Source organism: Gracilibacillus ureilyticus (genome assembly GCF_900111195.1).
Taxonomy (GTDB): domain Bacteria; phylum Bacillota; class Bacilli; order Bacillales; family Amphibacillaceae; genus Gracilibacillus; species Gracilibacillus ureilyticus.
Window position 1 is genome coordinate 452,502 of the sequence record NZ_FOGL01000001.1, and the last position, 26,389, is coordinate 478,890.

At 36.6% G+C, this 26,389-nt stretch carries 26 protein-coding genes and 6 tRNA genes; 6 read left to right on the top strand and 26 right to left on the bottom strand.

Going from position 1 to position 26,389, the window contains the following annotated elements:
- Window positions 1-47 precede the first annotated feature (47 nt).
- The 4 genes from BMW36_RS02350 to BMW36_RS02365 all read right to left on the bottom strand — a co-directional run bounded on the left by BMW36_RS02350 (window position 48) and on the right by BMW36_RS02365 (window position 4,782).
- Window positions 48-1,952 carry an LTA synthase family protein gene (locus BMW36_RS02350; RefSeq protein ID WP_089738587.1) on the bottom strand — a complete coding sequence of 635 codons (1,905 nt, stop codon included), beginning with the start codon at window positions 1,950-1,952 and terminating at the stop codon, window positions 48-50.
- Between the two features lie 130 nt (window positions 1,953-2,082).
- On the bottom strand, window positions 2,083-3,054 hold the full coding sequence (locus BMW36_RS02355; protein WP_089738589.1) for an ROK family glucokinase: 972 nt from the start codon (window positions 3,052-3,054) through the stop codon (window positions 2,083-2,085).
- Window positions 3,047-3,262, bottom strand: a complete 216-nt coding sequence (locus BMW36_RS02360; RefSeq protein ID WP_089738590.1) for a YqgQ family protein — start codon at window positions 3,260-3,262, stop codon at window positions 3,047-3,049. The genes BMW36_RS02355 and BMW36_RS02360 overlap by 8 nt, the downstream gene beginning before the upstream one ends.
- A 65-nt stretch (window positions 3,263-3,327) precedes the next feature.
- Window positions 3,328-4,782 carry a spore germination protein gene (locus BMW36_RS02365; RefSeq protein ID WP_089738591.1) on the bottom strand — a complete coding sequence of 485 codons (1,455 nt, stop codon included), beginning with the start codon at window positions 4,780-4,782 and terminating at the stop codon, window positions 3,328-3,330.
- 107 nt (window positions 4,783-4,889) lie between these two features.
- On the opposite strand from BMW36_RS02365, the gene BMW36_RS02370 reads away from it, so the two are divergent.
- Window positions 4,890-5,753 carry a hypothetical protein gene (locus BMW36_RS02370; RefSeq protein ID WP_089738593.1) on the top strand — a complete coding sequence of 288 codons (864 nt, stop codon included), beginning with the start codon at window positions 4,890-4,892 and terminating at the stop codon, window positions 5,751-5,753.
- On the opposite strand, the gene BMW36_RS02375 is transcribed toward BMW36_RS02370, so the two are convergent.
- The 3 genes from BMW36_RS02375 to rpmG form a co-directional block, all read right to left on the bottom strand.
- Window positions 5,744-7,264: a rhomboid family protein gene (locus BMW36_RS02375; RefSeq protein WP_175480326.1), complete on the bottom strand. Its 1,521-nt coding sequence runs from the start codon at window positions 7,262-7,264 to the stop codon at window positions 5,744-5,746. The genes BMW36_RS02370 and BMW36_RS02375 overlap by 10 nt on opposite strands.
- 304 nt (window positions 7,265-7,568) lie before the next feature.
- Window positions 7,569-8,159: a 5-formyltetrahydrofolate cyclo-ligase gene (locus BMW36_RS02385; RefSeq protein WP_175480327.1), complete on the bottom strand. Its 591-nt coding sequence runs from the start codon at window positions 8,157-8,159 to the stop codon at window positions 7,569-7,571.
- Window positions 8,160-8,235: 76 nt separating this feature from the next.
- Entirely contained in the window at window positions 8,236-8,385 is a 150-nt protein-coding gene (gene rpmG, locus BMW36_RS02390) for a 50S ribosomal protein L33 (protein ID WP_079708498.1), read from the bottom strand.
- Between the two features lie 173 nt (window positions 8,386-8,558).
- Here rpmG and BMW36_RS02395 point away from each other — a divergent pair, with 173 nt between their 5' ends.
- Window positions 8,559-8,792, top strand: coding sequence for a hypothetical protein (locus BMW36_RS02395; protein WP_089738601.1), 234 nt, complete (start codon window positions 8,559-8,561; stop codon window positions 8,790-8,792).
- 36 nt (window positions 8,793-8,828) lie between these two features.
- Entirely contained in the window at window positions 8,829-9,332 is a 504-nt protein-coding gene (locus BMW36_RS02400; protein WP_089738602.1) for an endolytic transglycosylase MltG, read from the top strand.
- Between the two features lie 43 nt (window positions 9,333-9,375).
- On the opposite strand, the gene BMW36_RS02405 is transcribed toward BMW36_RS02400, so the two are convergent.
- From BMW36_RS02405 to BMW36_RS02455, 11 genes are all read right to left on the bottom strand, one after another.
- The gene (locus BMW36_RS02405) at window positions 9,376-11,508 is read right to left on the bottom strand and encodes a peptidoglycan D,D-transpeptidase FtsI family protein (RefSeq protein ID WP_089738605.1); all 2,133 of its coding nucleotides are present in this window, start codon (window positions 11,506-11,508) and stop codon (window positions 9,376-9,378) included.
- A 53-nt stretch (window positions 11,509-11,561) separates the two neighbouring features.
- A complete protein-coding gene (locus BMW36_RS02410; RefSeq protein ID WP_089738607.1) occupies window positions 11,562-12,770 on the bottom strand; it encodes an MFS transporter in 1,209 nt (402 codons plus the stop codon).
- Window positions 12,771-12,892: 122 nt separating this feature from the next.
- Entirely contained in the window at window positions 12,893-13,504 is a 612-nt protein-coding gene (gene sodA, locus BMW36_RS02415) for a superoxide dismutase SodA (RefSeq protein WP_089738609.1), read from the bottom strand.
- A 134-nt stretch (window positions 13,505-13,638) separates the two neighbouring features.
- Window positions 13,639-13,714: transfer RNA gene (locus BMW36_RS02420), tRNA-Phe, on the bottom strand.
- 27 nt (window positions 13,715-13,741) lie between these two features.
- Window positions 13,742-13,834: transfer RNA gene (locus BMW36_RS02425), tRNA-Ser, on the bottom strand.
- Between the two features lie 10 nt (window positions 13,835-13,844).
- Window positions 13,845-13,921 (bottom strand) — tRNA-Ile (locus BMW36_RS02430).
- 13 nt (window positions 13,922-13,934) lie between these two features.
- Window positions 13,935-14,010, bottom strand: a tRNA-His gene (locus tag BMW36_RS02435).
- 21 nt (window positions 14,011-14,031) lie between these two features.
- Window positions 14,032-14,108, bottom strand: a tRNA-Met gene (locus BMW36_RS02440).
- 2 nt (window positions 14,109-14,110) lie between these two features.
- A tRNA-Asn gene (locus tag BMW36_RS02445) sits at window positions 14,111-14,185 on the bottom strand.
- A gap of 160 nt (window positions 14,186-14,345) precedes the next feature.
- Entirely contained in the window at window positions 14,346-15,977 is a 1,632-nt protein-coding gene (locus BMW36_RS02450; protein WP_089738611.1) for a Na/Pi cotransporter family protein, read from the bottom strand.
- Window positions 15,978-16,231: 254 nt separating this feature from the next.
- Window positions 16,232-16,861, bottom strand: a complete 630-nt coding sequence (locus tag BMW36_RS02455; RefSeq protein ID WP_089738613.1) for an NfeD family protein — start codon at window positions 16,859-16,861, stop codon at window positions 16,232-16,234.
- Between the two features lie 194 nt (window positions 16,862-17,055).
- On the opposite strand from BMW36_RS02455, the gene ispG reads away from it, so the two are divergent.
- Window positions 17,056-18,159: a flavodoxin-dependent (E)-4-hydroxy-3-methylbut-2-enyl-diphosphate synthase gene (gene ispG / locus BMW36_RS02460; protein WP_089738615.1), complete on the top strand. Its 1,104-nt coding sequence runs from the start codon at window positions 17,056-17,058 to the stop codon at window positions 18,157-18,159.
- Between the two features lie 54 nt (window positions 18,160-18,213).
- On the opposite strand, the gene BMW36_RS02465 is transcribed toward ispG, so the two are convergent.
- Window positions 18,214-18,621, bottom strand: coding sequence for a hypothetical protein (locus BMW36_RS02465; RefSeq protein WP_089738617.1), 408 nt, complete (start codon window positions 18,619-18,621; stop codon window positions 18,214-18,216).
- 87 nt (window positions 18,622-18,708) lie between these two features.
- Entirely contained in the window at window positions 18,709-19,410 is a 702-nt protein-coding gene (locus BMW36_RS02470) for a lytic transglycosylase domain-containing protein (protein ID WP_245711564.1), read from the bottom strand.
- Window positions 19,411-19,634: 224 nt separating this feature from the next.
- On the opposite strand from BMW36_RS02470, the gene BMW36_RS02475 reads away from it, so the two are divergent.
- Window positions 19,635-19,919 carry a DUF2624 family protein gene (locus BMW36_RS02475; protein ID WP_089738619.1) on the top strand — a complete coding sequence of 95 codons (285 nt, stop codon included), beginning with the start codon at window positions 19,635-19,637 and terminating at the stop codon, window positions 19,917-19,919.
- Window positions 19,920-19,960: 41 nt separating this feature from the next.
- On the opposite strand, the gene BMW36_RS02480 is transcribed toward BMW36_RS02475, so the two are convergent.
- Window positions 19,961-20,854: a deoxyribonuclease IV gene (locus BMW36_RS02480; RefSeq protein ID WP_089738621.1), complete on the bottom strand. Its 894-nt coding sequence runs from the start codon at window positions 20,852-20,854 to the stop codon at window positions 19,961-19,963.
- 19 nt (window positions 20,855-20,873) lie between these two features.
- Entirely contained in the window at window positions 20,874-22,187 is a 1,314-nt protein-coding gene (locus BMW36_RS02485) for a DEAD/DEAH box helicase (RefSeq protein ID WP_089738623.1), read from the bottom strand.
- A gap of 136 nt (window positions 22,188-22,323) precedes the next feature.
- On the opposite strand from BMW36_RS02485, the gene BMW36_RS02490 reads away from it, so the two are divergent.
- Window positions 22,324-23,268, top strand: a complete 945-nt coding sequence (locus BMW36_RS02490; RefSeq protein WP_089738624.1) for a 4-hydroxy-3-methylbut-2-enyl diphosphate reductase — start codon at window positions 22,324-22,326, stop codon at window positions 23,266-23,268.
- Between the two features lie 28 nt (window positions 23,269-23,296).
- On the opposite strand, the gene BMW36_RS02495 is transcribed toward BMW36_RS02490, so the two are convergent.
- The 4 genes from BMW36_RS02495 to BMW36_RS02510 form a co-directional block, all read right to left on the bottom strand.
- Complete coding sequence (locus tag BMW36_RS02495) at window positions 23,297-24,409, bottom strand: Nif3-like dinuclear metal center hexameric protein (RefSeq protein WP_089738625.1); 1,113 nt, start codon at window positions 24,407-24,409, stop codon at window positions 23,297-23,299.
- Window positions 24,402-25,094: a tRNA (adenine(22)-N(1))-methyltransferase gene (locus tag BMW36_RS02500; RefSeq protein ID WP_089738628.1), complete on the bottom strand. Its 693-nt coding sequence runs from the start codon at window positions 25,092-25,094 to the stop codon at window positions 24,402-24,404. Before BMW36_RS02500 ends, BMW36_RS02495 begins: the two co-directional genes overlap by 8 nt.
- Before the next feature lie 93 nt (window positions 25,095-25,187).
- Window positions 25,188-25,592, bottom strand: a complete 405-nt coding sequence (gene cccA, locus BMW36_RS02505) for a cytochrome c550 (RefSeq protein WP_089738630.1) — start codon at window positions 25,590-25,592, stop codon at window positions 25,188-25,190.
- A gap of 135 nt (window positions 25,593-25,727) precedes the next feature.
- Complete coding sequence (locus BMW36_RS02510) at window positions 25,728-26,264, bottom strand: hypothetical protein (RefSeq protein ID WP_089738632.1); 537 nt, start codon at window positions 26,262-26,264, stop codon at window positions 25,728-25,730.
- Between the last annotated feature and the right edge of the window lie 125 nt (window positions 26,265-26,389).

A 26,389-nucleotide genomic window follows, 5' to 3' on the forward strand; every position in this document is an offset into this window, starting at 1 on the left:
TAAAAAAGAAAAGACACTGGAATTCCAGTGTCTTTTCTTTATGAAAATTATTCTTCTTCTTCTGGTAAATTCATTGTATTATCCTTAAAATCGTAGAACCTGAACAAGTCTCCAAAAATAATCTGGTCCGAATAAGACAATTCTTTCTGTACTTGTTCAATATACGGCTGACATGCTGATGTTTCTTCATCTAAATCAGTAGCAGTGTCAATTAACTCCCCTGTTTCTCTGTTATAACACTGATCTTTTGTATAAAGATATTCATCTGTTACAAAACTTCCATCACGAAATGCGATAAAATCTTTTCTTTCCTCTGCAAATAAATTGGTACCAAAAGAAAGATCGTTCGAATCGTCTATTCCTAGTAAATGAAGAAGCGTTGGCTTCACATCTATCTGGCCCGCAATTTTGGAGATAGTCTCTCCTTCTTGGCCCGGAATATGAATATAGAACGGTACTCTTTGCAGCTGAAGGTGAAGATAGTCTGTATACTCTTCCTCTAAATAGGTGCTCATTGCCTTTTTATGAAAGTCACTAATACCATAGTGGTCTCCCATTAATACAATGATAGAATCCTCATATAATCCTGTTTCTTTAAGATAAACAAAAAACTCTTCAATTGATTCATCCATATATCTTGCAGTCTGGAAGTAACTGTTTAACGTATTAGAGTTCGAATCATACTTTTCAATTGTTGCATCCTCTTCATCCAGTTCAAACGGATAGTGATTTGTCAGTGTAATAAACTTTGCGTAAAACGGTTGTTCCATTGATTGCATATATTTCATTGATTGACGGAAAAAGTCTTTATCTTTCAATCCCCAGCCAATCGAATTTTCTTCTGTCACTTCATATGCATCTACATCAAAAAATCTGTCATAACCGATATTATCATACATTACATCACGGTTCCAGAAACTTTTGTTATTTGCATGGAAAACTGAACTGTAGTACCCTTCATTGCCAATAATCTCAGGTAGTGAATGATAATCGTTCTGAGCATGGGTAAAGTATACAGCCCCTCTTGGCGATGGATACAGTGAATTTTCAATAATAAATTCTGAATCCGATGTTTTTCCCTGTTCTGTCTGATGATAGAAATTTTCAAAATAATAACTGTCATCAATCAGATCATTAAGGAATGGAGTTACTTCTTCTCCATTCATCGTGTTATTTATCACAAACGTCTGCAATGATTCTAGTGAAATGAAAATCACATTTTTATCTTTCGCGATGCCGTATAATTCTGTTTCCTGCTGTATCGATGTCTCATCTTTCATATACTCTTCTATTTCTGTCAGTTCATTGCCATCAGCAAAAACCCTTTGTGCTTTTGATTTAGAATGCATAACAGCATCGTAAATGTGATAACTGAACAATCCCAGGTTCTTAACAAGATACTCCCTGTCAAATGTTCTCTGCAACAATTGCGGGCGTTCTATTTCCGCTAACACATAATTACCAACAAGAAAGGCAATTGACATTGTCAGTACAGCTGTTTTGTATCTGTGTTTAAATGAAGCCATTAATTGGTCACCATGTTTAATTGTCAGGAACCATACGATAACTACATCTAAAAACAGCAGAATATCCCATACTTTAATCAGACTTAGAACACTTGATCCAAGGTCTGCTGCATTACTTCCCTGAAACAGCAGCGGAATTGTAATAAAATCAGTGAAATTACGGTAAAACACAATATTAAAATAGATAATTAATGAACCTATTAAAATCATATATTTAATATATTTCTTTTGTCTTCTCTCTTTAAACCATATACCAATTGCAAATAAAAAGAATGACACAGCAAAAGCATTAATTAATAAGATCAGCTCCTGCATCGTATTATCAAGTGAAATATTAAACACAAATCGATAAACAATATATGTCTTTAAACCAAAAAGTAATGCTGCAATTAAAAAGAGCGGCATGTGCAGCTTTTTGTTAAACATTTGATTTCCTCCTCAAAAGATTGCCCCAAATTCAGTTTTATTTGTTTTCTCTCTATTATAGACGTAGAATATCTCAATAAAGTTTCATATTTCTTAAAAAAAGTTACATTTTTTTTACAAACTTAATAATTCAGTTACTATTAACTTGCTGTAATACTAGATAGGCTCCCCCATAAACACCTGCATCATTACCAAGTTGAGCTATTACAATATCACAAGCTTCATTAATCCTTGGAAGGGCATATCTATCAAAAGCTTTCTTTAATGGTGTAAGTAATTGCTCCCCAGCTTTGGAAACACCGCCACCAATTACAATTTTAGCAGGATTAATGGTTACGGCTATGTTTGCTAAAGCTAAACCAAGCTGATCTGTAATACTCTGGATAAGCTTATTGGCAGGTTGATCACCTTCTCTAGCTAAATCAAAAATATCTTTTGTAGTAATCGATCCGGATTCCTGTTTTATTTGTTTTAAACCTGGTGCATTCCCTGCATCAATCCATTCATTGGCTTGTCTGACGATCCCTGTAGCTGAGGCTACCGTTTCCAGACAACCTGTTCTTCCACAATTACAAGGTGCACCGCCTTCTGTCACTACTGTCATATGGCCAATTTCCGCACCAGTTCCATTAGTCCCTGTTACAATATGACTGTTAGCAATAATGCCTCCCCCAACACCTGTTCCTAATGTTACGGCAAGCATATTCTCCACCTGATTACCGGAACCCTTCCAATTCTCTCCTAAAGCTGCAATATTAGCATCATTATCAACAAATACAGGAATCCCAGATAATTTTTCAAGAATTTCTTTTAGCTCAAAATCTCGCCATCCAATGTTTACAGCAATTGCCACTACTCCGGTATCTGGTTCAATAAATCCTGGGGCTCCTACACCCATACCTACTATTCTATCTTTCCCTATTTTCAATTCTTCTAACCTATCTCTTATTGATTGCCAAATATCATTAGGTACACTGGCACCTTGGTTATTTATATTGGTTTCAATTTCCCACTTCGCAATCATTTTTCCTTCCACACCAATTATGGCATTTTTCACGGTTGTTCCGCCGATATCAATTCCAATTAATAAATCCTTAGTCACAATTGTCACCTAACTCTCTTTTCGTTTTTTCCATTTCCCTTTTTAATAATAACTTTGATTGGATATATTGCTCTTTTGTGATCATCTTCACTTGATAAAGCTCTACAATTTCTTCTTCCATTAATTCCAAATCTGCAAGACGATCACCTGTATAGATGATCGTCCCAAAGTTTAATAATAATTTTCTGATATCATAAATACTGTTCAATGTTAATCACCTTACATATTATATCAAAACAAATTTTAAAAGGGAACAAAAAACTTTACCAACATTTAACGATCAGGGTCCTGAGGGTTTAAGAAAGATGGCCTTGAGTTAGCTGTTGGCAATGGCTGCCTTATTAATACATTTAACATTGCTTTAAAATCAAATGGAATAAATGGCCAGAAATACCCAATATAAAATGTCTTTAATTGAATTAAATACAGTAAATAAACTGTGGCAGAAATCATAAATCCTTTCACACCAAATATCGCAGTAAGGATTAATAATATCATACGAATAATCCGGTTGGCCAGACTTAATTCATAACTTGGGGTTGCAAACGTTCCTAATACTACGGCAGCCAGATAAAGAATGACCTCATTAGAAAACAAGCCAACTTCTACAGCGATTTGTCCAATTAAGATGGCAGAGACAAGACCTAATGCAGTCGTTAAGGCAGAAGGCGTATGAATAGCAGCCATTCGTAAAACATCCACACCTACCTCTGCAATCAGAAATTGGAATACTAACGGAATGAGACCAACCTCTTTTGGACCGATGAAATGGAGTGCCTCCGGCAGTAATTCCAATTCTGTTGACAATAAATAATATAGCGGCAGAAGGAAAATGGAAGCAAAAATAGCGATAAACCTTACAAATCTTAAGTAAACACCGACAAATGGTTTCTGGCGATATTCCTCCGCATGCTGCATATGATGCCAAAAAGTTGCTGGAGTAATCATTACACTAGGTGACCCGTCAATGATAATGAGGATATGTCCTTCATATAAATGAGAAGCTGCAGTGTCCGGCCTCTCTGTATAACGAATAGTAGGGTAAGGATTCCATGCCTTTCCACTTAAAAATTCTTCAATCGTTTTTTCGGCCATTGGCAAACCGTCAGTATCAATCTGCTCCAGACTATCTTTTAATTGCTTTACTTTCTTCTGATCAGCAATATCATCAAGATAACATACACAAATATCAGTCTTCGATCTTCTTCCAATCGACATATACTCCATTCTTAAAGACCTGTCACGGACTTTCCTTCTAGTTAAAGCCGTATTGAATACGATTGTTTCCACATATCCATCACGCGAACCCCTGACTACTTTTTCCAGATCTGGTTCTGCAGGACTGCGCACAGGGTATGTTCGTGCGTCGATAAGAATGATTCGGTCTATCCCTTCTACCACTAATGCCGTTGGTCCTGCCAGCACTAAATCTGCGGCTTTCTCTAAATCTTGTTCCACATCAATTTCTACGTAAGGAATATACCTTTTTAACAGTAATTGCAGCGTGTCACCCGCTAAGTCTTCTTCTTCTAACTCTGCAAGAAACCGCATTAAATAATGCAGAATATCATCCTTGACAAATCCGTCAACTAAAAATAAGGACATTTTCCGTTTGGCATATTCCAGATCTAAATGTACTAGATCGAAACTTTTCTCAACATCTAAATAATCGCGTATATATTGGACATTTTGTTCATAATTATCTGATAAATACTTTTGTCCAACCATTTAATCAACACCTGCTTTGTTATATTTTTGACTAGTTTATACGTAATTAAATGATTCATGCAGATAAGTTGGACATGCCGATAATTTTTTTATGAGGAGAATTTAATATGCGCGTATTATATACAGCTACTGCATTTTTTACCATTATTGCTCTTACGTTAATGATAAACAGTAATAAGAGCACTGAAATTATGAAATACTTTCCTATTGATGAAGAGATTCAATTCTCTGAAGCTTCCACCAGTCTGTCTCTTTTACAGCAATTAAGCAATGACAGATATCAAATCAGGTGGATTTCTTCAAGTAAAACAACTGTCCCTGTTTACTTAAGACAGGATATCTCCCTTTTATATATGGATGGCAAATTAAAGGGTATCAAAGGATTGTGGAAAGAAAATGAACAGGATATATATTTGCAGGCAGACTTTGAAGAAACAGACAGCAGCCATTTTCAGACAATAAGCTTCCACCACGGCGAAGTTCATTATCCGAACGATGTGATTAAAAGTGTACAAACGATGTCTCATAATAACTTATATGTGATAGATTCCCCATACTCACCATTGGAAGCATTTCATACCGCTGAGTCGCAACTAGAAAAAAACTGGCAGGAAACATTGAATCATGCTACGAGTCAGCAATTAAATTTTCGCTGGAAAGAGTGGATAGATCGTCTGAAGATCGATTCACAGAAATATGACTTAGTACCGCTGACTTCATTATATGTGTATAATAAAAAGCCAATCCAGGGTCTGAGTCAGGAAGAAACAGACCGGGTTGTTGGCCAGTTATGGGAAGGTTTGTACAGGGAATACATTTTACCAATCTCTGATACTAATCGAATCTCTCAACAAATTATCCCAATTATTCTTATTGATAAAAACAGAGAACATCTCTATGTATTATTTAATGATCAAAGAGATGAACTGAAACTGTTAAAACAGAATATAAAAGCAGCCGATCAGACCTGATCTTGTTTTATCAGATCATACAACATTTGAATGTCCTGATTATCCGGATTTAGTTTTAATGCTTTTTCAATTAACGGCAGAGCATCACTATTACGGTTATTCTTTCTGTATAATTGTGCTAAATTAAATAATGCCTCTTCAAAGTCAGGTTTTAATTCTAAGCATGCTTCCAGATCATCGATAGCTTCCGGATCGTTTTTTAAATGTATATGGGCAAATGACCGGTAAAAATATAACTCAGCCTTCCATTCTTCGGCATATGGAATAATTTCGGATGCTGAATGAATAATAGCGTCGTAATTCTCCTCCTTAATAAGCTGCTGAATCACCTGTAACCGCACACTTTCATTATAATGATTCGCTTCATTATAATACCCATATGTGCCTAGTATAGATAGAAGGAGAACCAGACATACTGTCGCAGTGATCTGGATCAACTTGCGTCTATACTGCCGGAACATCACGATTCCAGAGGCAGCAAAACCACCAATTAATCCACCAATATGTGCATCATTATCAATCTGATCAACAGTAAAGCCAAACACAACATTCAAGCATACAACAAAAATGACATTCCAACCAATTGTTCTGAAGAAGTCTTTAGGAAATTGGGTTCCAAAAAACAGTAATGCTCCAAACAAACCAAAGATTGCTCCGGATGCACCTGCAGCAATACTGTCATTCAATGCAAAACTTGCAATCCCGCCAGCAATACCGGAAAGAAAATAGATTAAAATAAAACGCAAGTTTCCGTAAATTCTTTCTACAAGCGAACCTATAAAATATAATGCCATCATGTTTAAAACAATGTGGGGAATTCCGATATGAAGAAACATAGATGTAAGGATTCTCCACCATTCACCTTCTACAATTGCTAAGTTGTATTTAGCACCGAATGTGAGTAAGGTATCGGTAGATGTAGAGCCGCCGAAGAATTCCAGTAACCCGAACATGATAACATTCATTGCCAGAAGAATGTATGTAAAAAAAGGCTTCCCCTGTTCAAACAACTTTTTTCTTTTATCCATTTCTGCTGTATGCATCAGAATGATCTTTTGTTTAAGTGTATAAACTGACTGTTCCAGATCCAGCAAGTTATCCGGTACACTTGTATCAAGCTGATTAAGCTGGAGCCGTTCGTTTATATCAATCCAGGTACTCGATTCATCTACCATAAAAACGGAAATACCCTTATTTGCAGAGTAAACACTCATCCAATCATCTACAGGCGGATAATCCACAATATATATATGAAAGAACTGCGTCTTTTTCCTTGAAAGGAAGTTAGGTTTCGCTTCTTTGTATTTTCGTTCAACCTGAATAATATGCTGTTCCATATCCCTCTTCCAATCGTGTTGCAACAGCGAAACATGGACAACATCCACAATTGAGTTACTGTTTCTCAGAAGTAGATATTCATCTTGTGAGCGGTTCGTTGAAATTAATTCAAAGCCTTCCTTCATTAAATTTAAGACAAACTGATTTTGCAAATATTGTTTTCTTATATACAAAATAAAACACCAGCCTTCTAATAACATCATATCATTACAGCAAGTTTTTGCGAATCAATATGATTAGACTGGTTTAAATCTCGTATATGCTATTTCCCTGAAAAAATCGACTGCATAAATCTATTCCTCAGGAAAGGAATTTTCATCGCTATTCTTATCGATACTTTTCGCAAAATTGGGACAGATGCTAAGATATTAATTATTCTGTTTCTATACTGATAGATGACTGTGGCTATTGTAAATAAACTAACGATAATTTTCCATAAACGCATATCCAACACTCCTGTTCACTCGTGGAATATGCTTAATTTTCCCCTGAGGACTTCTTTTTATGTATATTACAATCGATAATTGCTGTTTCTGTTACAATATAATCTACAGGGATATCATGAGCTTCGCTATGAATGTGATCAATGACTTGAAATTCAGCTGCCAAAGCAATTTTTATACCTTGAAATTTTGTCAAATACCTGTCATAATACCCCCCACCATAGCCAATTCTATGACCAGAAAGGTCAAACACTAATCCAGGTACTATCATAACATCTATTTTACAATGTTCCATTTCCGGACATTTTTGAGGATCTGGTTCGAATAGATCCAGATAAACATTCTCCAGTTGATCAAAGGAAGTGACTTGATAAAATACCATTTCTGCGGTCCTGGGAGTACACCTCGGTATCCCTACCTTCTTTCCTGTATCCCATGCTAATTCAATGATTGAGGATGTATTCCACTCGGTTTTCCGTGCTATCGTTATTCCAACAGCTTTTGCATTCTTCCATATGTTGAAGTTAATTAAGTTACTGATTATACGATATTCTGTTTGATTTTTGTTTTCATGCTTTTGAAGAAGCTGTTTCATTTCATCCCTTATCATGCCTTTTTCGTTCATAAACGTCCCCTTCTCTTCCATGTAAAATAAATATGAAAAGACTCTTACTTTTAATAAGTAAGAGTCCTTCATTCAATTATTTAGTTTCACGGTGTAACGTATGTTTTTTCAAACGCGGGCTGTATTTTTTCAGCTCCAAACGCTCTGGGTGTTTACGTTTATTTTTAGTCGTAATATAATTACGGTCACCTGTTTCAGTACAAGCTAATGTAATGTTAACGCGCATGTTTATCCCTCCAAACTATCACAATCATCATAATAATTTCAAAATCGAATCTTTACCTACAATATAATAGCAAAAACTGATGATAATTTCAAGTACATGTTTTCACTGATTGCCCAGATGTGGTATAACTATATTTACAGAACATTTTAAATTACAGCAGGGGGGAAAGAATAATGATATTAGTTGCAGTTTGTTCTATTCTATCAGTAGCCGTTATACTATGGATCCTATCCTTTTTTATGCAAGACAGATTCAAGCAGCTGGAAGACCAGTTTGAGCAATTTTCTATTTCTACATTGCAAGAGACGTATCAGTTAAAGAAAAAAGTAAATATTCTTGAAGAAGAATTGTTAATTAATGAAAATTTCATTGATGAAAATTCATATAATCAATCAAAGCAGAATTAATAAATAATTACTGCCATAACTGAATGAGGGATATAAATGAAACAAATTGTTAGAGCTTTTGCCCTGGGGTTGTTCACATCGTCCTTAATTATTGGAGCTGTCTATTTTTTCACTGGTAATAATGGTAACCAAAATAATAATGCCGCCCAACCATCAGATACTGAAATAGACGTTGTAGCAGAAGCAAGAAAACAGGGATATTTTGTGTATAACGAAGATATGGATGCTAAAATTACAGAGCTGGAAAATGAAGTTGCTCGCATTACCAGTGAAGCAGAGAATGAGACCAGTGAAAGTACGAATGACGAAACAGGAAATATAACCCAATGGATCTTCACGATTGATCAAGGGACACAGTTGAGTGAGATTGCAGAAAGACTTGAACAGTACGGATTTATTTCCAACCAGACGAAATTAATTCAATATTTAGAAGAAAACCAGCTTACGAGACAAGTTCAGCCTGGTGAGTATTTGTTAAATGACCAAATGACAATCGGAGAAATTGCTTCTATTATTACTAAAAGCCCAAATGAGGAATAAATTAAATTCCTCATTTGGGCTTTTTACTAGTAATCTATTAAACTTATTCTGTAACAGCAGTTTCCCCACTATCTTCTGATTCATTTCCGTTATTCTCTTTTAATTCATAGTACTTGCTGACAATTCTCTTCCCAATCTCATGGTGGACAGGATGCTGTGTGGCACTTGTGCCGCCATTGTTTGGTACTACTACAGCAAATGCGATTTCCGGATTCTCTTCAGGACTGTATCCGACAAGTGTCAGGTTTTCCGTATATGCCACTTGCTGTCCATCTTTATATTTCGGATTTTCTGCTGTTCCCGTCTTCCCTACTACTTCATATGGAAAACCGGACCATCTTCCACTTGCTGTTCCTTGTGTAAATACACGCTTAAACCCTTCTTGAACTCTATCAATATATTGCGAGTCCATTTCCACCCTGTTTAACACTTCCGGTTCTTTTACTTCTAGTACAGGACCTAGCGCTTCCCCATTGGAACCAGGTTCACGGATTTCTTTTAGCAAGTGCGGTTTCACACGATACCCTTCATTTGCGATTGTTGACACATATTGTGCTAACTGTAATGTAGTATACGTATCAAACTGCCCAAATGAAAAGTCGAGCAGGTTACCTGCATTTGATGGAACACCGACTACACCAATCGATTCAAATGGCATATCAATTCCTGTTTCTACACCTAATCCAAATTGATTGTAATAGTATCTCAATTCATCAAAGGTATCCCAATCAAAATTATATAGAGGTTCATTATAACTATAAGTTGCACCACTCATCATGATTGCAATCCGCATCATATAGATGTTCGAAGATTCCTGAAGTGCCTGCAGATCATTTAGTGCTGAACCGAGATTTCTATGCGATTTTTTTTCTTCTGATCCCTTAATTTTAATCGGGCTTTCACTTAACACATTATTGTTAAGTGTTATCACTCCTGACTGATATCCAGCCAAAACAGTTGCCCCTTTAATAGAAGAGCCAGGTGCATGTGCATCATAAATCACCCGATATGAGTTATTAAGGAATTCGTTATTTTCACGGTCATAACGAATAGCAGACATACCGAGAATTTCGCCGGTTTGCGGGTTCATCATTACAGCCATCGCATCTTCCAGATAGCCGTTATTATTCGATGAAGCCAGTGCGTTTCTTAGCTCTTCCTCCACAATCTGATCCATTGCCTCCTGAAGGTCCATATCAATTGTTAATACTAAGTCTTTCCCCCGCTGCCCTTCGACTACAACTTCTGAGCTGATCACATTCCCGTTAGAATCTGTTGTATACTGTACCTGTTCTTTTCTTCCCCGCAATACATGTTCGTAGTACTGCTCAAGGCCACTCGTACCAACTCTGTCATTCCGAGTATAGCCATTTGCCAAATAAAATTCTTCATTCTCTCGTGGAATTCCTTCATCAGCACTGGTGATATTCCCGAGAAAAGAAGATAATGTTTCACCATACACTTTGTTTCTTTCCCAGTCAATTGCTGCATCAATTCCAGGCAGGTCATAAAGGTGTTCTGCAACTTTTGCATATTCCTCATCCGTTATCCCTTCATTTACAATTACATGTGGGGAAAGTTCATATGCCGAATCTAGTTCCTTTTTAATTGCAAGGATATTCAGCAATTCATTAGACCATTCCATTGTATTTAAATCTGCTTCTGTTATCTTCTCCAGTTCAGCCTGATATCTCTCACCAGCCTCCAACTCTTTCTCCTCATCAGATAGTCTGTCGGCTACCTCTTGAGAATTTAGCAGATAGAAGTATTCTTTTTTGTCTCTTTCTTTAATTACTTTCTCCAGCTCTGCAGGATCTTTTATAATCGTTACGTACTTAGCTAATTTTTCAGCCAGTTTTAACCTGTCTAAAGCTTTATCACCATTCTTGGGAGGTGTATAAGTGATCGACTTTACGGCAACATTATCTAAAACCAGTTCATGATCTCTGTCATACATTTTTCCCCTTGGCACTGGTTTCTCTGATGGTGTATTTTCAGTCTGGTCAATCTGACGCTGCGCTTCTTCCCCATTTATAATTTGAACAACACCTAACTGGACAATTAATAAGGAAAAAACTAAAAATACCGCAACAAACAGAATGTTCAACCTGAAAGGTAATTGGGCTTTTTTCTTTCTTTTTTTTCTTTTATTTAATAATTTATTTTGATTTACCATAACTTCTCCTCCCCGACCATACATTCCTATTGTATTATATCATGAGGAGGTATCTAATTTACAGTTTTTCTTACAATTAGGGCTGCAATTAAATTGCCGCAACCCAGACTTAAAATTAATACCGGAATAATGAAGGAAGGTGCAGTTGTCATCACACCTAAAATAAAGATGGTAATTGCTGTAATTCTGCCGATGTTGATATAGATCTCCCTGACAATAATATACTCTATTCTTAAGTCACGGGCTTTATAGGATTTCCCAATAATATCATAAGTTAGTGAAACAAATGCCACATTAAAAACTGGATAACTTACACCAACGATTACCCCATAGGTGAGAAGCATGATATAGTTTGTCTGAAAAACAAACACCGCTACTGCAACATAAAGAAGAATTCCTCCTGCAAGAATCATTCTCTTTCTGTGAATGCTTTTAGTTAATCTTGAAATCAGTATGTAGCAGATAAGAGAACTGAAAGAGAAAAGTAAGTTATAAACACCTAATGCGAATTCACTCCCTGTTTCAATATAAACCCATATAGCAATGATAAAAATAAACAAGCCTTCCCTTAAACCCTGTGCAATATGTGCAAGTAATATACTGTTCCAATTTTTATTCCTCTTTTTTTCCGCAAGAACGTCCCGAAACATAAATTTGCCTGTTGCTTTCCTTTTTTGCAAGTATAGCGAACAAACTACCGCAATTCCGAACAGAAAAAAAGATAATAAGAAAATAACCGTATAACCTGTGAAATTATTCATCCTTGAAATAATGTATCCTGCAAATAAAGGTCCAATCATCCCGCCAAATGACTGAAAAGTACCAAGCAGTCCATTAAAAAAGTCTCGGGTTTCCGGTTCTGTTATCTCAAAGGTTAATACATTGAAGGAAAGCCAGTAGAAACCGTATCCCATACCGAGTAAACTTCCCAACAGATATGGATAGGTAGTAGCTTTATCACCGGACAATAAGACTAAAATGTAAAATAAGGACAGGACAATAACACCAATCCGGAGAATTAATGCTCTATCCACCCTCTTGGCACATTTACCGGCAACAAAGAATGCGATTGGCTGTACAAGATAAATAAACAAGTTATATGTAGCAATGTCAAGATACTCTCCTGACTTTTTCCATAAAAAGATATTAACAAATGTATTGGATAAAAAAGTAGCCAGCGCGTACAATCCACCAATTATTAATAGAAGCTTCAAGTCCCGACTGACCGGAATGTCACTATTCTGCTTCGGTAAAAACAACATCTCCAAACACCTCATTTTCCATCTAAATTATATTGTTAACCAGATGTGATGAGATATGCAGGAGAATGACTGTGAGCATAAAATAAAAGGATACCTCTTTAAAAAGGTATCCTCAACATTCATTATTTCGCTTCTTTATACAAGCTTGCTACTTTATCCCAATCCACTACATTCCAGAATGCTGCAATGTAATCAGGACGTTTGTTTTGATATTTTAAATAGTATGCATGTTCCCATACATCAAGTCCTAAAATTGGAGTCTTGCCTTCAGAAATAGGAGTATCCTGATTTGGTGTACTTGTGATTGCTAATTCTCCATTATCTACAACCAGCCAAGCCCAACCGGATCCAAAGCGGTTTGCACCTGCATTAGCAAATTCTTCTTTGAATGAATCAAAGCTGCCAAACTTGCTGTTAATCGCATCAGCTAATTCGCCAGACGGTTCTCCTCCGCCATTAGCTGATAAAAGCGTCCAGAATAAACTGTGGTTAGCATGACCCCCACCATTATTCCGTACGGCTGTACGAATATTTTCAGGTACAGCATCAAGGTTTGCCAAAATCTCTTCAATAGATTTGCTTGCAAGATCATCATGACCTTCTAATGCCGCATTCAGCTTTGTTACATAAGTATTGTGATGTTTAGTATGATGGATGTTCATTGTTTCCTTATCAATATGCGGCTCAAGTGCATCATATGCATAAGGTAAATCTGGTAAAGTAAAGTTTGCCATGTTTATTCCTCCTATTTTATAAAATGAAAGTATTAATTCTTTCCATAACAAATCTTATCAAATATTCAGAATAAATTGCAAATGATACGAATTTTACCAAATAAAAAACAAGCTCTTCATTCAGCTTGTTAAAATGGTGGCTCGGGACGGAATCGAACCGCCGACACACGGATTTTCAGTCCGTTGCTCTACCGACTGAGCTACCGAGCCAAAGTATAATTTTGTTTTTAATATGTATGGAGGAGGAAGAGGGATTCGAACCCCCGCGGGCTTTGACACCCCTGTCGGTTTTCAAGACCGATCCCTTCAGCCAGACTTGGGTATTCCTCCGTATATATAATGGTGGACCCTGCAGGACTCGAACCTGCGACCGATCGGTTATGAGCCGATAGCTCTAACCAACTGAGCTAAGGGTCCTTCTCATTAAACATGGGGCGACCGGTGGGGATCGAACCCACGCATGTCGGAACCACAATCCGATGTGTTAACCACTTCACCACGACCGCCATTGATTTTAGTATGTTATATGGTAGCGGCGGAGGGGATCGAACCCCCGACCTCACGGGTATGAACCGTACGCTCTAGCCAGCTGAGCTACACCGCCATTGGCTCCACAGGTAGGATTCGAACCTACGACCGATCGGTTAACAGCCGATTGCTCTACCACTGAGCTACTGTGGAATGTTTATTATGTAATCACCGAAGCGACATTTAATAATTTATCATATATATGAAACACCGTCAATAGTTTTATTAAGTTTTTTTAATATTTTTATTACTATCCATAATAAAGGTAAGAAATGACTAGTATTTACACTAGCCATTCCCTACTTTAACATGTTTAATGTTTTTCACCAAGTACTTCGTCTGCTATATTTACTGCATGGTCTCCTATTCTTTCTAAATTACTAATAATATCTGCAAAAACAATTCCGGCTGCCCCTGTACATACCCCTTCGTTTAGACGAATAATATGCTTCTTTCGATAAGCTCTCTCCATGTTATCTATCTCGTTTTCCTTCTGCACAACAGACAATGCTGCTTCTCGGTCCATTTGGTCCAATGCGCGAATAGCTTCTTTTACAGTAATTATCGTTAAATCAAACATCTCATTCAGATCAATCATTCCTTGCTCTGTAATGTCTACTTTATTGGAAATTTTATAATTAATCAATTCTACAATATTTTCGAAATGGTCCCCCATTCTTTCGATATCTCTAACCGAATTAATTAACGTAGAGTGATTTAATCTTTCCGCCTCAGAAAAATTAGTACCGGATAATTCTACTAAGTAGGAAGTTATTTCTCTGTCCAGATTGTTTAGCGCGCCTTCTAACTGCATCGCCATCTCTTCATGTTTTGTACTGTTTGTATTAAGAAATGTGCTCGTTTCTTCTAATCCTTTTGCGGCATACTCACCCATTCGTACAATCTCTGCCTTTGCCTGATCAAGGGCAACGGAAGGTGATTGTTTGATAAAGATAGGATCTAGATGCTTCGGTTTATATTCTACGATTGCATCCTCACCAGGTATAATTTTCGTAACAAGCAATGCTAATAGTCCAATAAATGGAAACTGAATAATCGTATTCAGCACATTAAATATCCCATGTGAAAATGCGACCGTCATTGCCGGATTCAGCTCAAGAGCTGCCTGAATATTCTCCATTAAAATCGTGTAAAAGTTTATAAAAATAATGACTACAGTAGCACCAATTACATTAAAGATTACATGTGTAAGGGCTGCTCTTTTTGCTGCAACACTTGCGCCAATGGCTGCTAATACTGCAGTAATGGTTGTTCCGATATTATCCCCGAATAATACTGGTAACGCTGCTTTCAGTTCAATAGCACCTTCCAACATGAGACTCTGCAATATTCCGATTGTTGCACTTGAACTTTGAACAAGAATTGTAAAGACAGTACCAATTACCACACCTAAAATAGGGTTTTGGGACATACTGACAGTTAAGTCATGGAACATTTCAACTTCTCTTAAAGGTTTAAGACCTGAACTCATCAGTTCCAACCCGTAGAATAGCGATCCGAAACCAAAAATCGTTAAACCGATATTCGTCAATTTATTATTTTTGAAGAAGAATAGTAAGAATGCACCTATCCCGATTATTGGCAGAGAGTATGCGCCAAGATCAAACCCGATGATAAACGCCGTAACCGTTGTACCAATATTGGCACCCATTATGACACCGATGGATTGCCTTAATGTCATGAAACCTGCATTCACAAGGCCTACAGTCAGTACAGTGGTCCCTGAACTTGACTGGATAAGGATTGTAACGACTATACCTGCAAGAACCCCTAAAAAAGGATTGCTGGTTGTCTTATCAAGGATGTCTCTTAACCTGTCTCCAGCGGACTTCTGCAGTCCTTCTCCCATGTACTTGATACCTAGAAGGAAAATACCGAGCCCGCCAATAAATTCAAATATCATTGCTTGTACATTTACATCCAAAAGTTTTCATCCCTTCACTTATAGCTTCTATGTATTATGATGTATCTTTGCTCGAAGTTAATGACATTGTCAGACATAATTCGCAAACACACACGATTCTAATATTAATTATATATTAATGTTTTGTAAAGGTGTTTACGGAAAATTTACACTAAATTAACAAAGTGTTAATCACCAGATTTTTACTGTTCCCTTACTACTTTAGCTTTACCTCTTTTCAACAAAAAAAAACATAGAGTTTTCCTCTATGCTCATTACGATCTTTCTTTCACCAGAATTCTTGTTCCATCAACGGATTCAACCTTTATTTCTGTATCTTTTTTTAACCATTTGCCCTGGGTAATAGCGCTGTATTCCTGGTCTTCTATGATAACCGTGCCAATCGGTCTCATGTCCGTTTGCGTCATCCCTGTTTTGCCCACAAGGGACTTGTACGTTTGATTGATGCTGGAATAGCCTGCTTCATCTGTTAACTGGTCGAATAAAGTCATTTTTGTCCACATATTACGCTTTTTAAACACTTTAAGGAAAAACAGTGAAGAAATACCTCCAATCAATACACCTAACACAGCATAAGTTCCTGCAAGCCAGTTAGGTGAAGCAAAACCTACAGAAACAATCATCAGAACAGTACCAATAACTGCTAAAGTTCCGTCATTCAGTACTTTTCCGTCAATCACAATCAGTAGTAATCCAATAAAATAGATTAATATCATTACAAAAAACATACCAACATCCAGGAAGCTTGAAAAATATACGGTTATAAATCCTAAACCGAGTATACTGAATATTCCTTTCGCATTAACTAATATTTCCCCAACAAGGAATAATGTTGCAAAACCTACAATTAATAAACTTATCCACTCTGCTTCAATATTAAACATCTCATCACCTCTTAAGGCATTTTTCCTTATATAACAACATACGATTGGAAAACATAACGGGTTTCACAATTTTAAAAAAAGATGAAAAAAAGTGTTGTTACTTCTCATTTTAGCATTTAAGCATTATAATGGACAGAGATGAGTAATAGCCTATTGATCATTTAGGCCAATATACAAAGGGAGCGATATATTTTATGGCATTAATACATCGAAGGGATACAAGACCTGTTAAAGTGGGGAATGTAATGGTTGGTGGTAAAGATGAAGTAGTTATTCAATCAATGACCACAACAAAAACCCATGATGTGGAAGCAACTGTTAATGAGATTAATCGTCTTGAAGAAGCAGGTTGTCAAATCGTTCGTGTAGCATGTCCTGATGAACGTGCAGCGAATGCCATTCCGGAGATCAAAAAAAGAATTAATATACCATTGGTAGTTGATATACATTTCAATTATAAGCTGGCTTTGAAAGCAATTGAAGGCGGCGCTGATAAAATAAGAATAAATCCTGGTAACATCGGAAAAAGAGATAAAGTGGAAGCTGTTGTAAATGCAGCCAAAGCAAAAGGTATTCCAATCCGTATCGGGGTGAATGCAGGATCACTTGAACGCCATATATTAGAAAAGTATGGTTATCCTACTGCAGATGGTATGGTGGAGAGTGCTCTGCACCATATTAAGATATTAGAAGATCTTAATTTCCATGATATTGTCGTATCATTAAAAGCATCCGATGTCAGATTAGCGATTGAAGCATATGAAAAAGCGGCAGAAGTTATTCCATATCCCCTGCACCTCGGGATTACAGAATCCGGTACATTGTTTGCGGGCAGTATTAAAAGTGCTGCAGGTATGGGTGCCATTCTAAGCAAAGGTATTGGAAATACAATGCGTATTTCTTTAAGTGCAGACCCGGTTGAAGAAGTAAAAGTCGCAAGAGAATTGTTAAAAACTTTTGGCCTTGCGTCAAATGCTGCAACACTCATTTCTTGTCCAACATGTGGCCGGATCGAAATTGATTTAATAAAAATCGCCAATGAAGTAGAAGAATATATTTCCACTATTAAAGCGCCAATAAAAGTAGCCGTTCTTGGATGTGCAGTAAATGGCCCTGGTGAAGCAAGAGAAGCAGATATCGGTATTGCAGGTGCTCGCGGAGAAGGTTTGCTTTTCCGACATGGTGAAATTATAAGAAAAGTACCGGAAGAAACAATGGTAGAAGAGTTGAAAAAAGAAGTTGATAAGATTGCAGAAGAGTATTTAGAAAAACAAAAAGCGGAAACTCAGGAAGTTTAACTAATATTCAAAAAGAAGCAGCATACCAGATAATTCTGGTATGCTGCTTTTCATTTAAAATAGTGGCAATAATATTATTGAAACAATCAGTGATATAACAGATATCACAATTGCTGAATTACCTAATGTGTCTGCACCTTGTTTCTTGGAAACAAAACCAAAAATCAAACCACCTGCTGCCATTAATAACGGCCATACAAAGAAAGAAGCAAGCGCCATTATCAAACCGATCCACCCGAACACGGAGTTTACATTTGTTTGCATTTGCGTTCCCTGTTCCTCGTTTGTTACAGGACGGTTGAATTCATTTGCTGTTAATTCCTGTGAGGCTTCCGCTTCCCTTTTATATGCTTCATCTACCGCATAAAGTTCATCGGTTGGCGCAATCTGATTCATATTCTGGTCATTATTATTAATTTTTGGTGCATCCTCTACTCGATTTTGCTCATGTTCATTTGACATACTGCAACCCTCCTTGTTATTTAGAGGTACATTACTAGTATGTCTATCCACTAATGATAATTTCGTGGTAATATTTCTCTGTCATTCTTATTTCGCTATTGCTAATAAATCATGTTTCTCTGCATTTGTTTGAATCATTAAAGCATATTCACTTTTCGCATGCCCATTCTTTAATTTATACCGTTTCATTCCGGTCATTCCTCTGTGATAAGCCGTTAATGTTTCATCCCAATTCTGGTATTGATCATACAAATAGTCCAGATATACGAGAGAAAGTTTTATTGAATAATATGGGTCATACAGCAACTCATCTTCATAAGGAAGTTTTGCCATATCTGCAACCCAAGGCGCCGTATTTTTCATAAATTGTGCTAATCCGTGTGCATGGCCATACCTTGTTTTTGGCCCAATTAATGTTGGATTAAAAGTGGCACCACTCTCCACTTTAAGCAGTTCATAAACCAGGAAAGGATCAATATCATATTTTTCTGCTTCTTTAACTAAAAAAGTGGCCCACGGCCTTAGAAAATTACCTCCACTGTCCTTTACCATAATTTCAGCAGTTTCAAAATAATTTGACCATGATTCAAAATTAGATGAGTCCAGTTTCGTTGGATTATTATTTAATAAATATGCCGTCTGTGTTTCCATTTGACTGATTTTGTTGGTCAATTCCACTTTATCGACTTTTAAATTGTCAATTTGTGCTTTGTATTGTGTTATTTTATACATAGAGAAACCGGCAATCAAAAACACAAAACAAGTCATGACCCATAGCAGTTTTTTCACCAAATCCTTGCACTCCTTTACTGTTTAGTTCCCTTCCGATAATTGACTTCTTTTACGAGAAAATTATGTAAGACACTATCGAAAACTGTCGATTTGAGCAAAATCATACATTTTAATATATAACCAAATAACCAAACATCTAAACATATTTTTCATATAATATAAATAAAATGTATTATCGGGATTTGATCGTCATTATGGATAGTAAAGGAGTTATAAATAATATGAATGGTTTTAAGAAGATGATTCTTTTACGTAAATTGCAATCAATTGAGGCGGAGACGCTATATAATTATGCCCAGCAATATAATATTTCCATCACAAAAAATCAGGCAGCTGAAATCAGCCAGCACCTGAAAAACCATCAATACGATCCCACTAAGGCGAACGATCGTACGAAAATGCTGAAAAAGTTAGCTCAAATTACTGACCTGAAAACAGCACAAAAATGCCATCATCTTTTTCAAAAATTAATTAAAGACTACGGACTGGAAGATATGTTTGAATAACTGCTTCCTATAGGAAAAGCTTGACATATGTCAAGCTCTTCTTATTGCGCCATAATTTTATTTTTTAAATCCTCATCAAATGTTCCTGTTTTGATCATGTCTATCTCAAATCTGTATGGTGCTTTTTTGTTTTTCTTATCCTCACCTACATACGGAGTTTCTAATATTTTCGGTAAATTCTCCAATTGTGGATGATGAATGACTTTGTGTAATGCTTCAAATCCTATATGGCCGAATCCAATATTTTCATGTCTATCTTTCCCTGCACCCTGAATATTCTTGCTGTCATTCACGTGGACAACTTTAATACGGTCGATGCCTATTATTTTATCAAATTGATTAAGGACACCATCAAAGTCCTCCATAACATTATAACCGGCATCATGAACGTGACAGGTATCCATACAAACTGATAATTTTTCATTATGGGTAACACCATCAATTATTTGTGCCAGTTCTTCAAATGAACGTCCGATTTCTGAACCCTTTCCAGCCATTGTTTCCAAAGCAATCTGAACATCCTGTTCTGGATCCAGCACTTCATTTAATCCTTCAATGATCTTCTTAATGCCAGTTTCTGCCCCTTCCCCAACGTGCGCTCCTGGATGAAGGACAATTTGTTTGGCACCAAGGGCTTCTGTTCTGTCGATTTCATTCTTTAAAAAGTTTACACCTAACTCAAAGGTTTCCTTTTTCACTGCGTTTCCGATATTTATTATATATGGGGCATGGACGACGATATCATTGATGTCATTTGCCTCCATAAATTTTGTTCCTGCTTCAATATTTAATTCTTCAATTGGTTTTCTTCTCGTATTTTGTGGTGCCCCTGTATAGATCATAAACGTATTTGCACCATAAGAAATTGCTTCCTCAGCTGATGCAAGTAACATTTTTTTCCCGCTCATAGATACGTGTGACCCTATTTTCAACATATATCAATCTCTCCCTGAACTATTTCTTTTTAAATGTATTTCTTTGGATTTTCTTTTTTGCTTTCAATTGCTGCTGCTTCATTTTCTTTTTATAGCCTGGTTTAACACTTTTTGGTTTTCTAACTTGTTTCCATGCTTGTTTCTCTGTTTCATTTTCATGCTTAGCTCTCTTCTGTCTTGCATTAAATGCTTTTGATTCCTGCCACTCGCCCTTTACGATATCGTAAAATGTGTAGGTAATCCCTTTTTTCTCAAGCTTTTTAACCAGCTCTATATCCTGATCTGTATATAAGTTAATTGCAGTTCCTTCCATACCCGCTCTCGCTGTCCTGCCAACTCTGTGAATATAAAAGCTTTCTTCTTTTGGTAACTCTGCATTAATTACATGACTTACTCCCTTAATATCGATTCCCCGTGCTGCAAGGTCTGTTGCCACTATATACTGATATTTCAATTGCTGTATTTCTTTTAATACTCTTTTCCGCTCTCTTTGAGAAAGTCCTCCGTGGATTAGTCCAACATTCAGTCCTTTTTCCTGCAGCTGGTCTGCTAACTCATTTGCTTTCTCTTTCCCATTGGTAAAAATAATTGCTAAATATGGGTGGATTACTGTAGATATTTGATATATTACATTGGCCGGCTCACGGTGTTTTAAATGAATCATCCGGTGTTCCATGTTTTCAGGTGCCAGACGGTCATCCATTTTAATATACTTTGGTGCGTGCAAATATTTTTTTAAAAACGGCTGTAGTTTCTCTGGAATGGTTGCAGAGAATACCATTACTTGTATTTTAGGATCTGCTTTAGATAAAATACGGTCAATTTCGTCAATTAAACCTAATTCAAGCATTAAATCAGTTTCATCCATAACAAAAGCTTTCGCTGCATAAATATCTAAAACATCTTCATTTAACAAATCAAGAAGCCTTCCTGGTGTTGCCACAATAATATGTGGAGGCTCTTTTATTTTTTCAATCATCCGCTTTTTATCAGTTCCGCCAATAATCAGCTTTGCACGCCAGGTATCTTCCTTATCAGCAAATTGCATAATTTTTTTTACTTCATCATATATCTGAATAGCTAATTCCCTTGTCGGTGCGGTTAATATCACCTGTGTCTGCTGTAATTTTTCGTCAAGGTTGTTTAACAATGGTATAAGAAAAGCGTGTGTTTTTCCAGAACCAGTTTCAGATTGTCCGATGATATTTTTACCATGTAATGCTTCAGGGATGACTTTGGACTGAATCGGTGTCGGTTCATAAAATCCTAGTTCGCCTATTACGTCATACATCCACTCTTCTAATGCATACTGTTTGAATAAATGTTTTTTCATTATGATCTCCTTCTTACTTACAAATATCTTTGTCAATTGGTGAAAATACCTTTATAATAAAAGTATTGGACAAAAGCGTGTCCATTATTTAATATTCTACTTTATCTGAGATAGAAAGTACAGAGGGGGAAGCCGAATGGAAGTAATCAAAATCGCTCCACGTGGTTATTGTTATGGAGTTGTTGATGCAATGGTTATTGCACAGAATGCTGTTAAGGATCCCAATCTACCTCGACCTATTTATATACTTGGTATGATTGTTCATAATTCACATGTTACAAAAGCCTTTGAAGAACAGGGCGTATTTACATTAGACGGAAAAAACCGCTCTGAGTTATTAGATGATATTAATGAGGGTACAGTTATTTTCACCGCACATGGTGTGTCACCAGAAGTGAAACAGAAAGCAAAGGATAAAGGATTAACCGTCCTTGACGCAACATGTCCCGATGTAACGAGAACACATGATTTGATCAGAGAAAAAGTCAAAGAGGGTTATCAGATTGTCTATATTGGCAAAAAAGGGCATCCTGAGCCGGAAGGTGCGATAGGAGTTGCGCCTGGTTATGTCCATCTGATCCAGACTGAAGACGATGTGGAACATCTGGAAATAGACCCATCAGCTAAAATTCTTGTTACAAATCAAACTACAATGAGTCAATGGGATGTCTATGATGTGATGCAGAGAGTAAAGGAAAAATACCCGCAAACGGAAATGGAACAGGAGATCTGTATGGCTACACAAGTTAGACAGGAAGCTGTCGCAGAACAGGCTAAGGAAGCTGATCTGACTTTAGTTGTAGGTGATCCCCGCAGTAACAACTCAAATCGCCTTGCACAGGTCTCTATCGAGCATGCAGGTACACAGGCGTACCGAATTGCTGATGTAACAGAAATTGATTTAAACTGGCTGGATGGTGTGAAAAAAGTGGCAATTACAGCCGGAGCTTCTACACCTACGCCAATAACGAAGGAAGTTATTACTTTTATTGAAAATTATGAAGCAGCAAATCCGGATACATGGGATTTAACTTCAAAAGTAAAAAAAGAAAAAATATTACCAAAAGTAAAAGCGAAATAACAAAAAAGCCGGAGTCACCGGCTTTTTGTTATTTCCATTGAAATGGTTCTGTTGATATCTCTGAACTGATCACTTCAATTTTGTTCGGAAGTTTGCTGATATTGTTTTCAAAAAACTCTTTGACTCCAACTTTCATTACCTGTTCAATATGATGTCCCGGGTCTATTAATCCAATTCCTTGTTCCTTGGCATCAAGGGCTTCGTGGAATGTTAAATCACCTGTTATATAGACATCTGCGCCATGCCTGATAGCATCCTCTATGTATCCTTTTCCACTGCCGCCAAGCACGGCCACTCTTCTAACTACCTTGTAAGGATCTCCAACAAATCGGACAAACGGAAGTTGAAATACCTTTTTCACATGCTCGGCATAATCAGCAAGGTTTCTTTCTTCCTCAATTTCACCAATCCTGCCTAATCCCAATACCTCTCCACTATTTTTCATTGGTAAGATATCGTAAGCCATTTCTTCATACGGGTGAGCTTTCTTTGCTGTTTCAATAATGTGATTCAGTTGTATTTCTTTTACTATCGTCTCCACTCGATCTTCTTCCACTTGTTCTAATTTCCCTTGTTCACCGATATAAGGATTAGTACCTTCCAGTGGTTTAAAAGCTCCTGTTCCAGCTGTCCGGAAAGTACAGTGGCTGTAGTTGCCGATATGTCCCGCACCAGCTTGTCCAATTGCCTCAATAAAACTTTCTGTATGGGTTTGTGGAACATATGCTGCAAATTTATATAACTTTTCAGTGAATGACGGAACAAGTAGTTCCCTGTTCTTTATTTGCAATAGGTCTGCAAGCAGGTCATTCACTCCTCCATTGACAATATCCAGGTTGGTATGTGCTGCATAAACAGAAATATCATGCTTAATTAATTTATGAATCACTTTACCTTTAAAGTCATTTTCTTCAATCTGCTTTACACCTTGGAATAATAAAGGATGATGAGCCAAAATGAAATCTGCCTTCTTCTCTATTGCCTCATCAGCAATTTGCTCCGTGACATCTAATGTTGTCATTACTTTCGTTACCTGATTATTAAGATTGCCAATTTGAAGACCGACGTTATCCCAAGATTCTGCATAACCTGTTGGAACCCACTGTTCAAATAATTCAATGATATCTCTTACTTTAGTCATAGGGGCTGATTACCTCCTCTATCATTTGTATTTCTTTTTCCCAGTGTGCTATTTTGTCGCTCGGAACTTGTTTTGCTTTTTTCATAGATTCCAGTAATTTTATTCTTTTTTCTCGCTCTGATTTCCACTTTTTCAGGAACACTTTATTTCTTTCCATTAATAATTTGGGTCCAAATAAACGCTCTTTTTCTGTCAGCACAGCTTTTTCATTTACCTTGTCTGCGACCAGAATCTCATAAATATACCCGTCTTCTTCTAGTATTTCTTCTGCAGCAATGTGATAATAATTATTCACCAGCCATCCTCTTAGAAGATCTGCATCAATATTTGGCTGTAATATCAATCTGGTTACATTCATTAATTTTTCTTTGTCTTTATCAAGAATACTCCTGATTAGCTTACCACCCATCCCAGCAATGGTAATCTGGTTAAGCAGATCTTTTGGTGAGATAATCTCCAATCCATTTCCTTTTCTAACCTGAATTCTATCTGTTAACTCATTTTCTTCCACTGTTTTCTTAGCTCTATTATAAGGACCATCATTTACTTCCCCTGCAATCGCTTTTGCTTCAGGATCCTCTCTGCAAATATAGCAAGGTAAGTATGCATGATCTGATCCGATATCAGCGAAATATACCGGATGCTGCAAATAATCTGCCACTCTTTTTAACCGTTTGGATAACATCCTTCCTATCCCTTCCTAACATGTATTATTGAGCTCATGGTAATAAAAAGCTTCCTGTTAAATATAACAGAAAGCTTTTTATTTTACATATAATTAGTGACCTTCTTCTTCTGCAGCTTCCTCTGATTCACCAGCAGCTTCGCCTGTTTCACCAGTTACCAGCCATTCAGCCAGTATTGCCGCTTCTTCAGATGGTACTATACCTCCCTGCATTGCAGTCCCTTCAATACCATTATTAATGATATCTTCTACTTCCTCAACAGAATATTTACTTTCCAGATTCTGTAAGCTCGGGGCTGAAGCACCTTCTAAATCACCGCCATGACAGCCTATACAACTTTGTGCAATTGCTTCTGGATCGGTATTAACGGTTTCTCCCTCTTCTCCACCATTTGCAATCCTATCTTGTTCATCCAAACCTATAACTGACAAAACAATCATTGCCACAATACCTAATACTGCAATTAATGCAAATGGTATGACCGGATTCTTTTTCATGATCATTCCTCCTTCAGTTCACCGAATCTTCTTCATTCCCTCATTATGTATAGGAAAACATAATACAAAACCATCTCTATTTTACTTTAAATTTAGCAAATAGAAAAGCAAAACAAAAAAATTTCATCAAATTGTCTAAAAATAATAAAAACCTGTGAGAATACATGCAATAATAAATACAAATACACCCGCTACCTGTAAAAAGAAATGATTTTTCCATTTTCCAAAAACTATCCATGATATACTGTTAATAAAAATCCAAGCATATGTGATAAGTACTTCCTTAAATAAATCATTTAAGTAAAGCGATGTTGATATTAGGAAATTAACGAGCAATGTCATTACAGCATAACCTTCGTTTAATTGTTCATTTTTCTTAAAAATACCAATCATCCACATATTTGAAAGCAGTACAAGTAATATTCCGATTATTTGCCATGTAACAGATTCAACAAGTAAATAAATTAACATTGGCATGATTAACAAAAGTGTATTAAAAAAGTAAAATAGTAAATAATATGGTGTCTTTTTAGATTTTGTCTGGCTTTCCTCGGTGCCTTCGCCTTCTGTATACAAAGCAATTAAAAAATCACAATATTGTTCAGGCAAAAGATGATGGGACTTCCAGTAATTAATTTCTTTTACAATAACATCTTTTCTTTCAGCATCCATAAGACCATCCCTAATCGAATATTTTCCTACATATCTATATATCGGTTTATCTTGGCGATTATTTAGGGAAGAAAGTCGATAGATAGAAAACAACCTTCCATGAAAAGACACGGAAGGCAGATTTT

What these genes read in the sequence shown, in the direction of transcription:
- BMW36_RS02465 (WP_089738617.1), bottom strand. Translation starts at nt 18,621, where the DNA reads ATGTCAAATGAACATGAGCAAAATCGAGTAGAGGATGCACCAAAAATT.
- rpmG (WP_079708498.1), bottom strand. Translation starts at nt 8,385, where the DNA reads ATGCGCGTTAACATTACATTAGCTTGTACTGAAACAGGTGACCGTAAT.
- BMW36_RS02510 (WP_089738632.1), bottom strand. Translation starts at nt 26,264, where the DNA reads ATGGATGCTGAAAGAAAAGATGTTATTGTAAAAGAAATTAATTACTGG.
- BMW36_RS02490 (WP_089738624.1), top strand. Translation starts at nt 22,324, where the DNA reads ATGGAAGTAATCAAAATCGCTCCACGTGGTTATTGTTATGGAGTTGTT.
- BMW36_RS02385 (WP_175480327.1), bottom strand. Translation starts at nt 8,159, where the DNA reads ATGAACGAAAAAGGCATGATAAGGGATGAAATGAAACAGCTTCTTCAA.
- BMW36_RS02400 (WP_089738602.1), top strand. Translation starts at nt 8,829, where the DNA reads ATGAAACAAATTGTTAGAGCTTTTGCCCTGGGGTTGTTCACATCGTCC.
- BMW36_RS02365 (WP_089738591.1), bottom strand. Translation starts at nt 4,782, where the DNA reads ATGGTTGGACAAAAGTATTTATCAGATAATTATGAACAAAATGTCCAA.
- cccA (WP_089738630.1), bottom strand. Translation starts at nt 25,592, where the DNA reads ATGAAAAAGAATCCGGTCATACCATTTGCATTAATTGCAGTATTAGGT.
- BMW36_RS02370 (WP_089738593.1), top strand. Translation starts at nt 4,890, where the DNA reads ATGCGCGTATTATATACAGCTACTGCATTTTTTACCATTATTGCTCTT.
- BMW36_RS02350 (WP_089738587.1), bottom strand. Translation starts at nt 1,952, where the DNA reads ATGTTTAACAAAAAGCTGCACATGCCGCTCTTTTTAATTGCAGCATTA.
- BMW36_RS02495 (WP_089738625.1), bottom strand. Translation starts at nt 24,409, where the DNA reads ATGACTAAAGTAAGAGATATCATTGAATTATTTGAACAGTGGGTTCCA.
- BMW36_RS02485 (WP_089738623.1), bottom strand. Translation starts at nt 22,187, where the DNA reads ATGAAAAAACATTTATTCAAACAGTATGCATTAGAAGAGTGGATGTAT.
- sodA (WP_089738609.1), bottom strand. Translation starts at nt 13,504, where the DNA reads ATGGCAAACTTTACTTTACCAGATTTACCTTATGCATATGATGCACTT.
- BMW36_RS02410 (WP_089738607.1), bottom strand. Translation starts at nt 12,770, where the DNA reads ATGTTGTTTTTACCGAAGCAGAATAGTGACATTCCGGTCAGTCGGGAC.
- BMW36_RS02455 (WP_089738613.1), bottom strand. Translation starts at nt 16,861, where the DNA reads ATGTTTAATATTGAAGCAGAGTGGATAAGTTTATTAATTGTAGGTTTT.
- BMW36_RS02500 (WP_089738628.1), bottom strand. Translation starts at nt 25,094, where the DNA reads ATGTTATCCAAACGGTTAAAAAGAGTGGCAGATTATTTGCAGCATCCG.
- ispG (WP_089738615.1), top strand. Translation starts at nt 17,056, where the DNA reads ATGGCATTAATACATCGAAGGGATACAAGACCTGTTAAAGTGGGGAAT.
- BMW36_RS02480 (WP_089738621.1), bottom strand. Translation starts at nt 20,854, where the DNA reads ATGTTGAAAATAGGGTCACACGTATCTATGAGCGGGAAAAAAATGTTA.
- BMW36_RS02395 (WP_089738601.1), top strand. Translation starts at nt 8,559, where the DNA reads ATGATATTAGTTGCAGTTTGTTCTATTCTATCAGTAGCCGTTATACTA.
- BMW36_RS02405 (WP_089738605.1), bottom strand. Translation starts at nt 11,508, where the DNA reads ATGGTAAATCAAAATAAATTATTAAATAAAAGAAAAAAAAGAAAGAAA.
- BMW36_RS02475 (WP_089738619.1), top strand. Translation starts at nt 19,635, where the DNA reads ATGAATGGTTTTAAGAAGATGATTCTTTTACGTAAATTGCAATCAATT.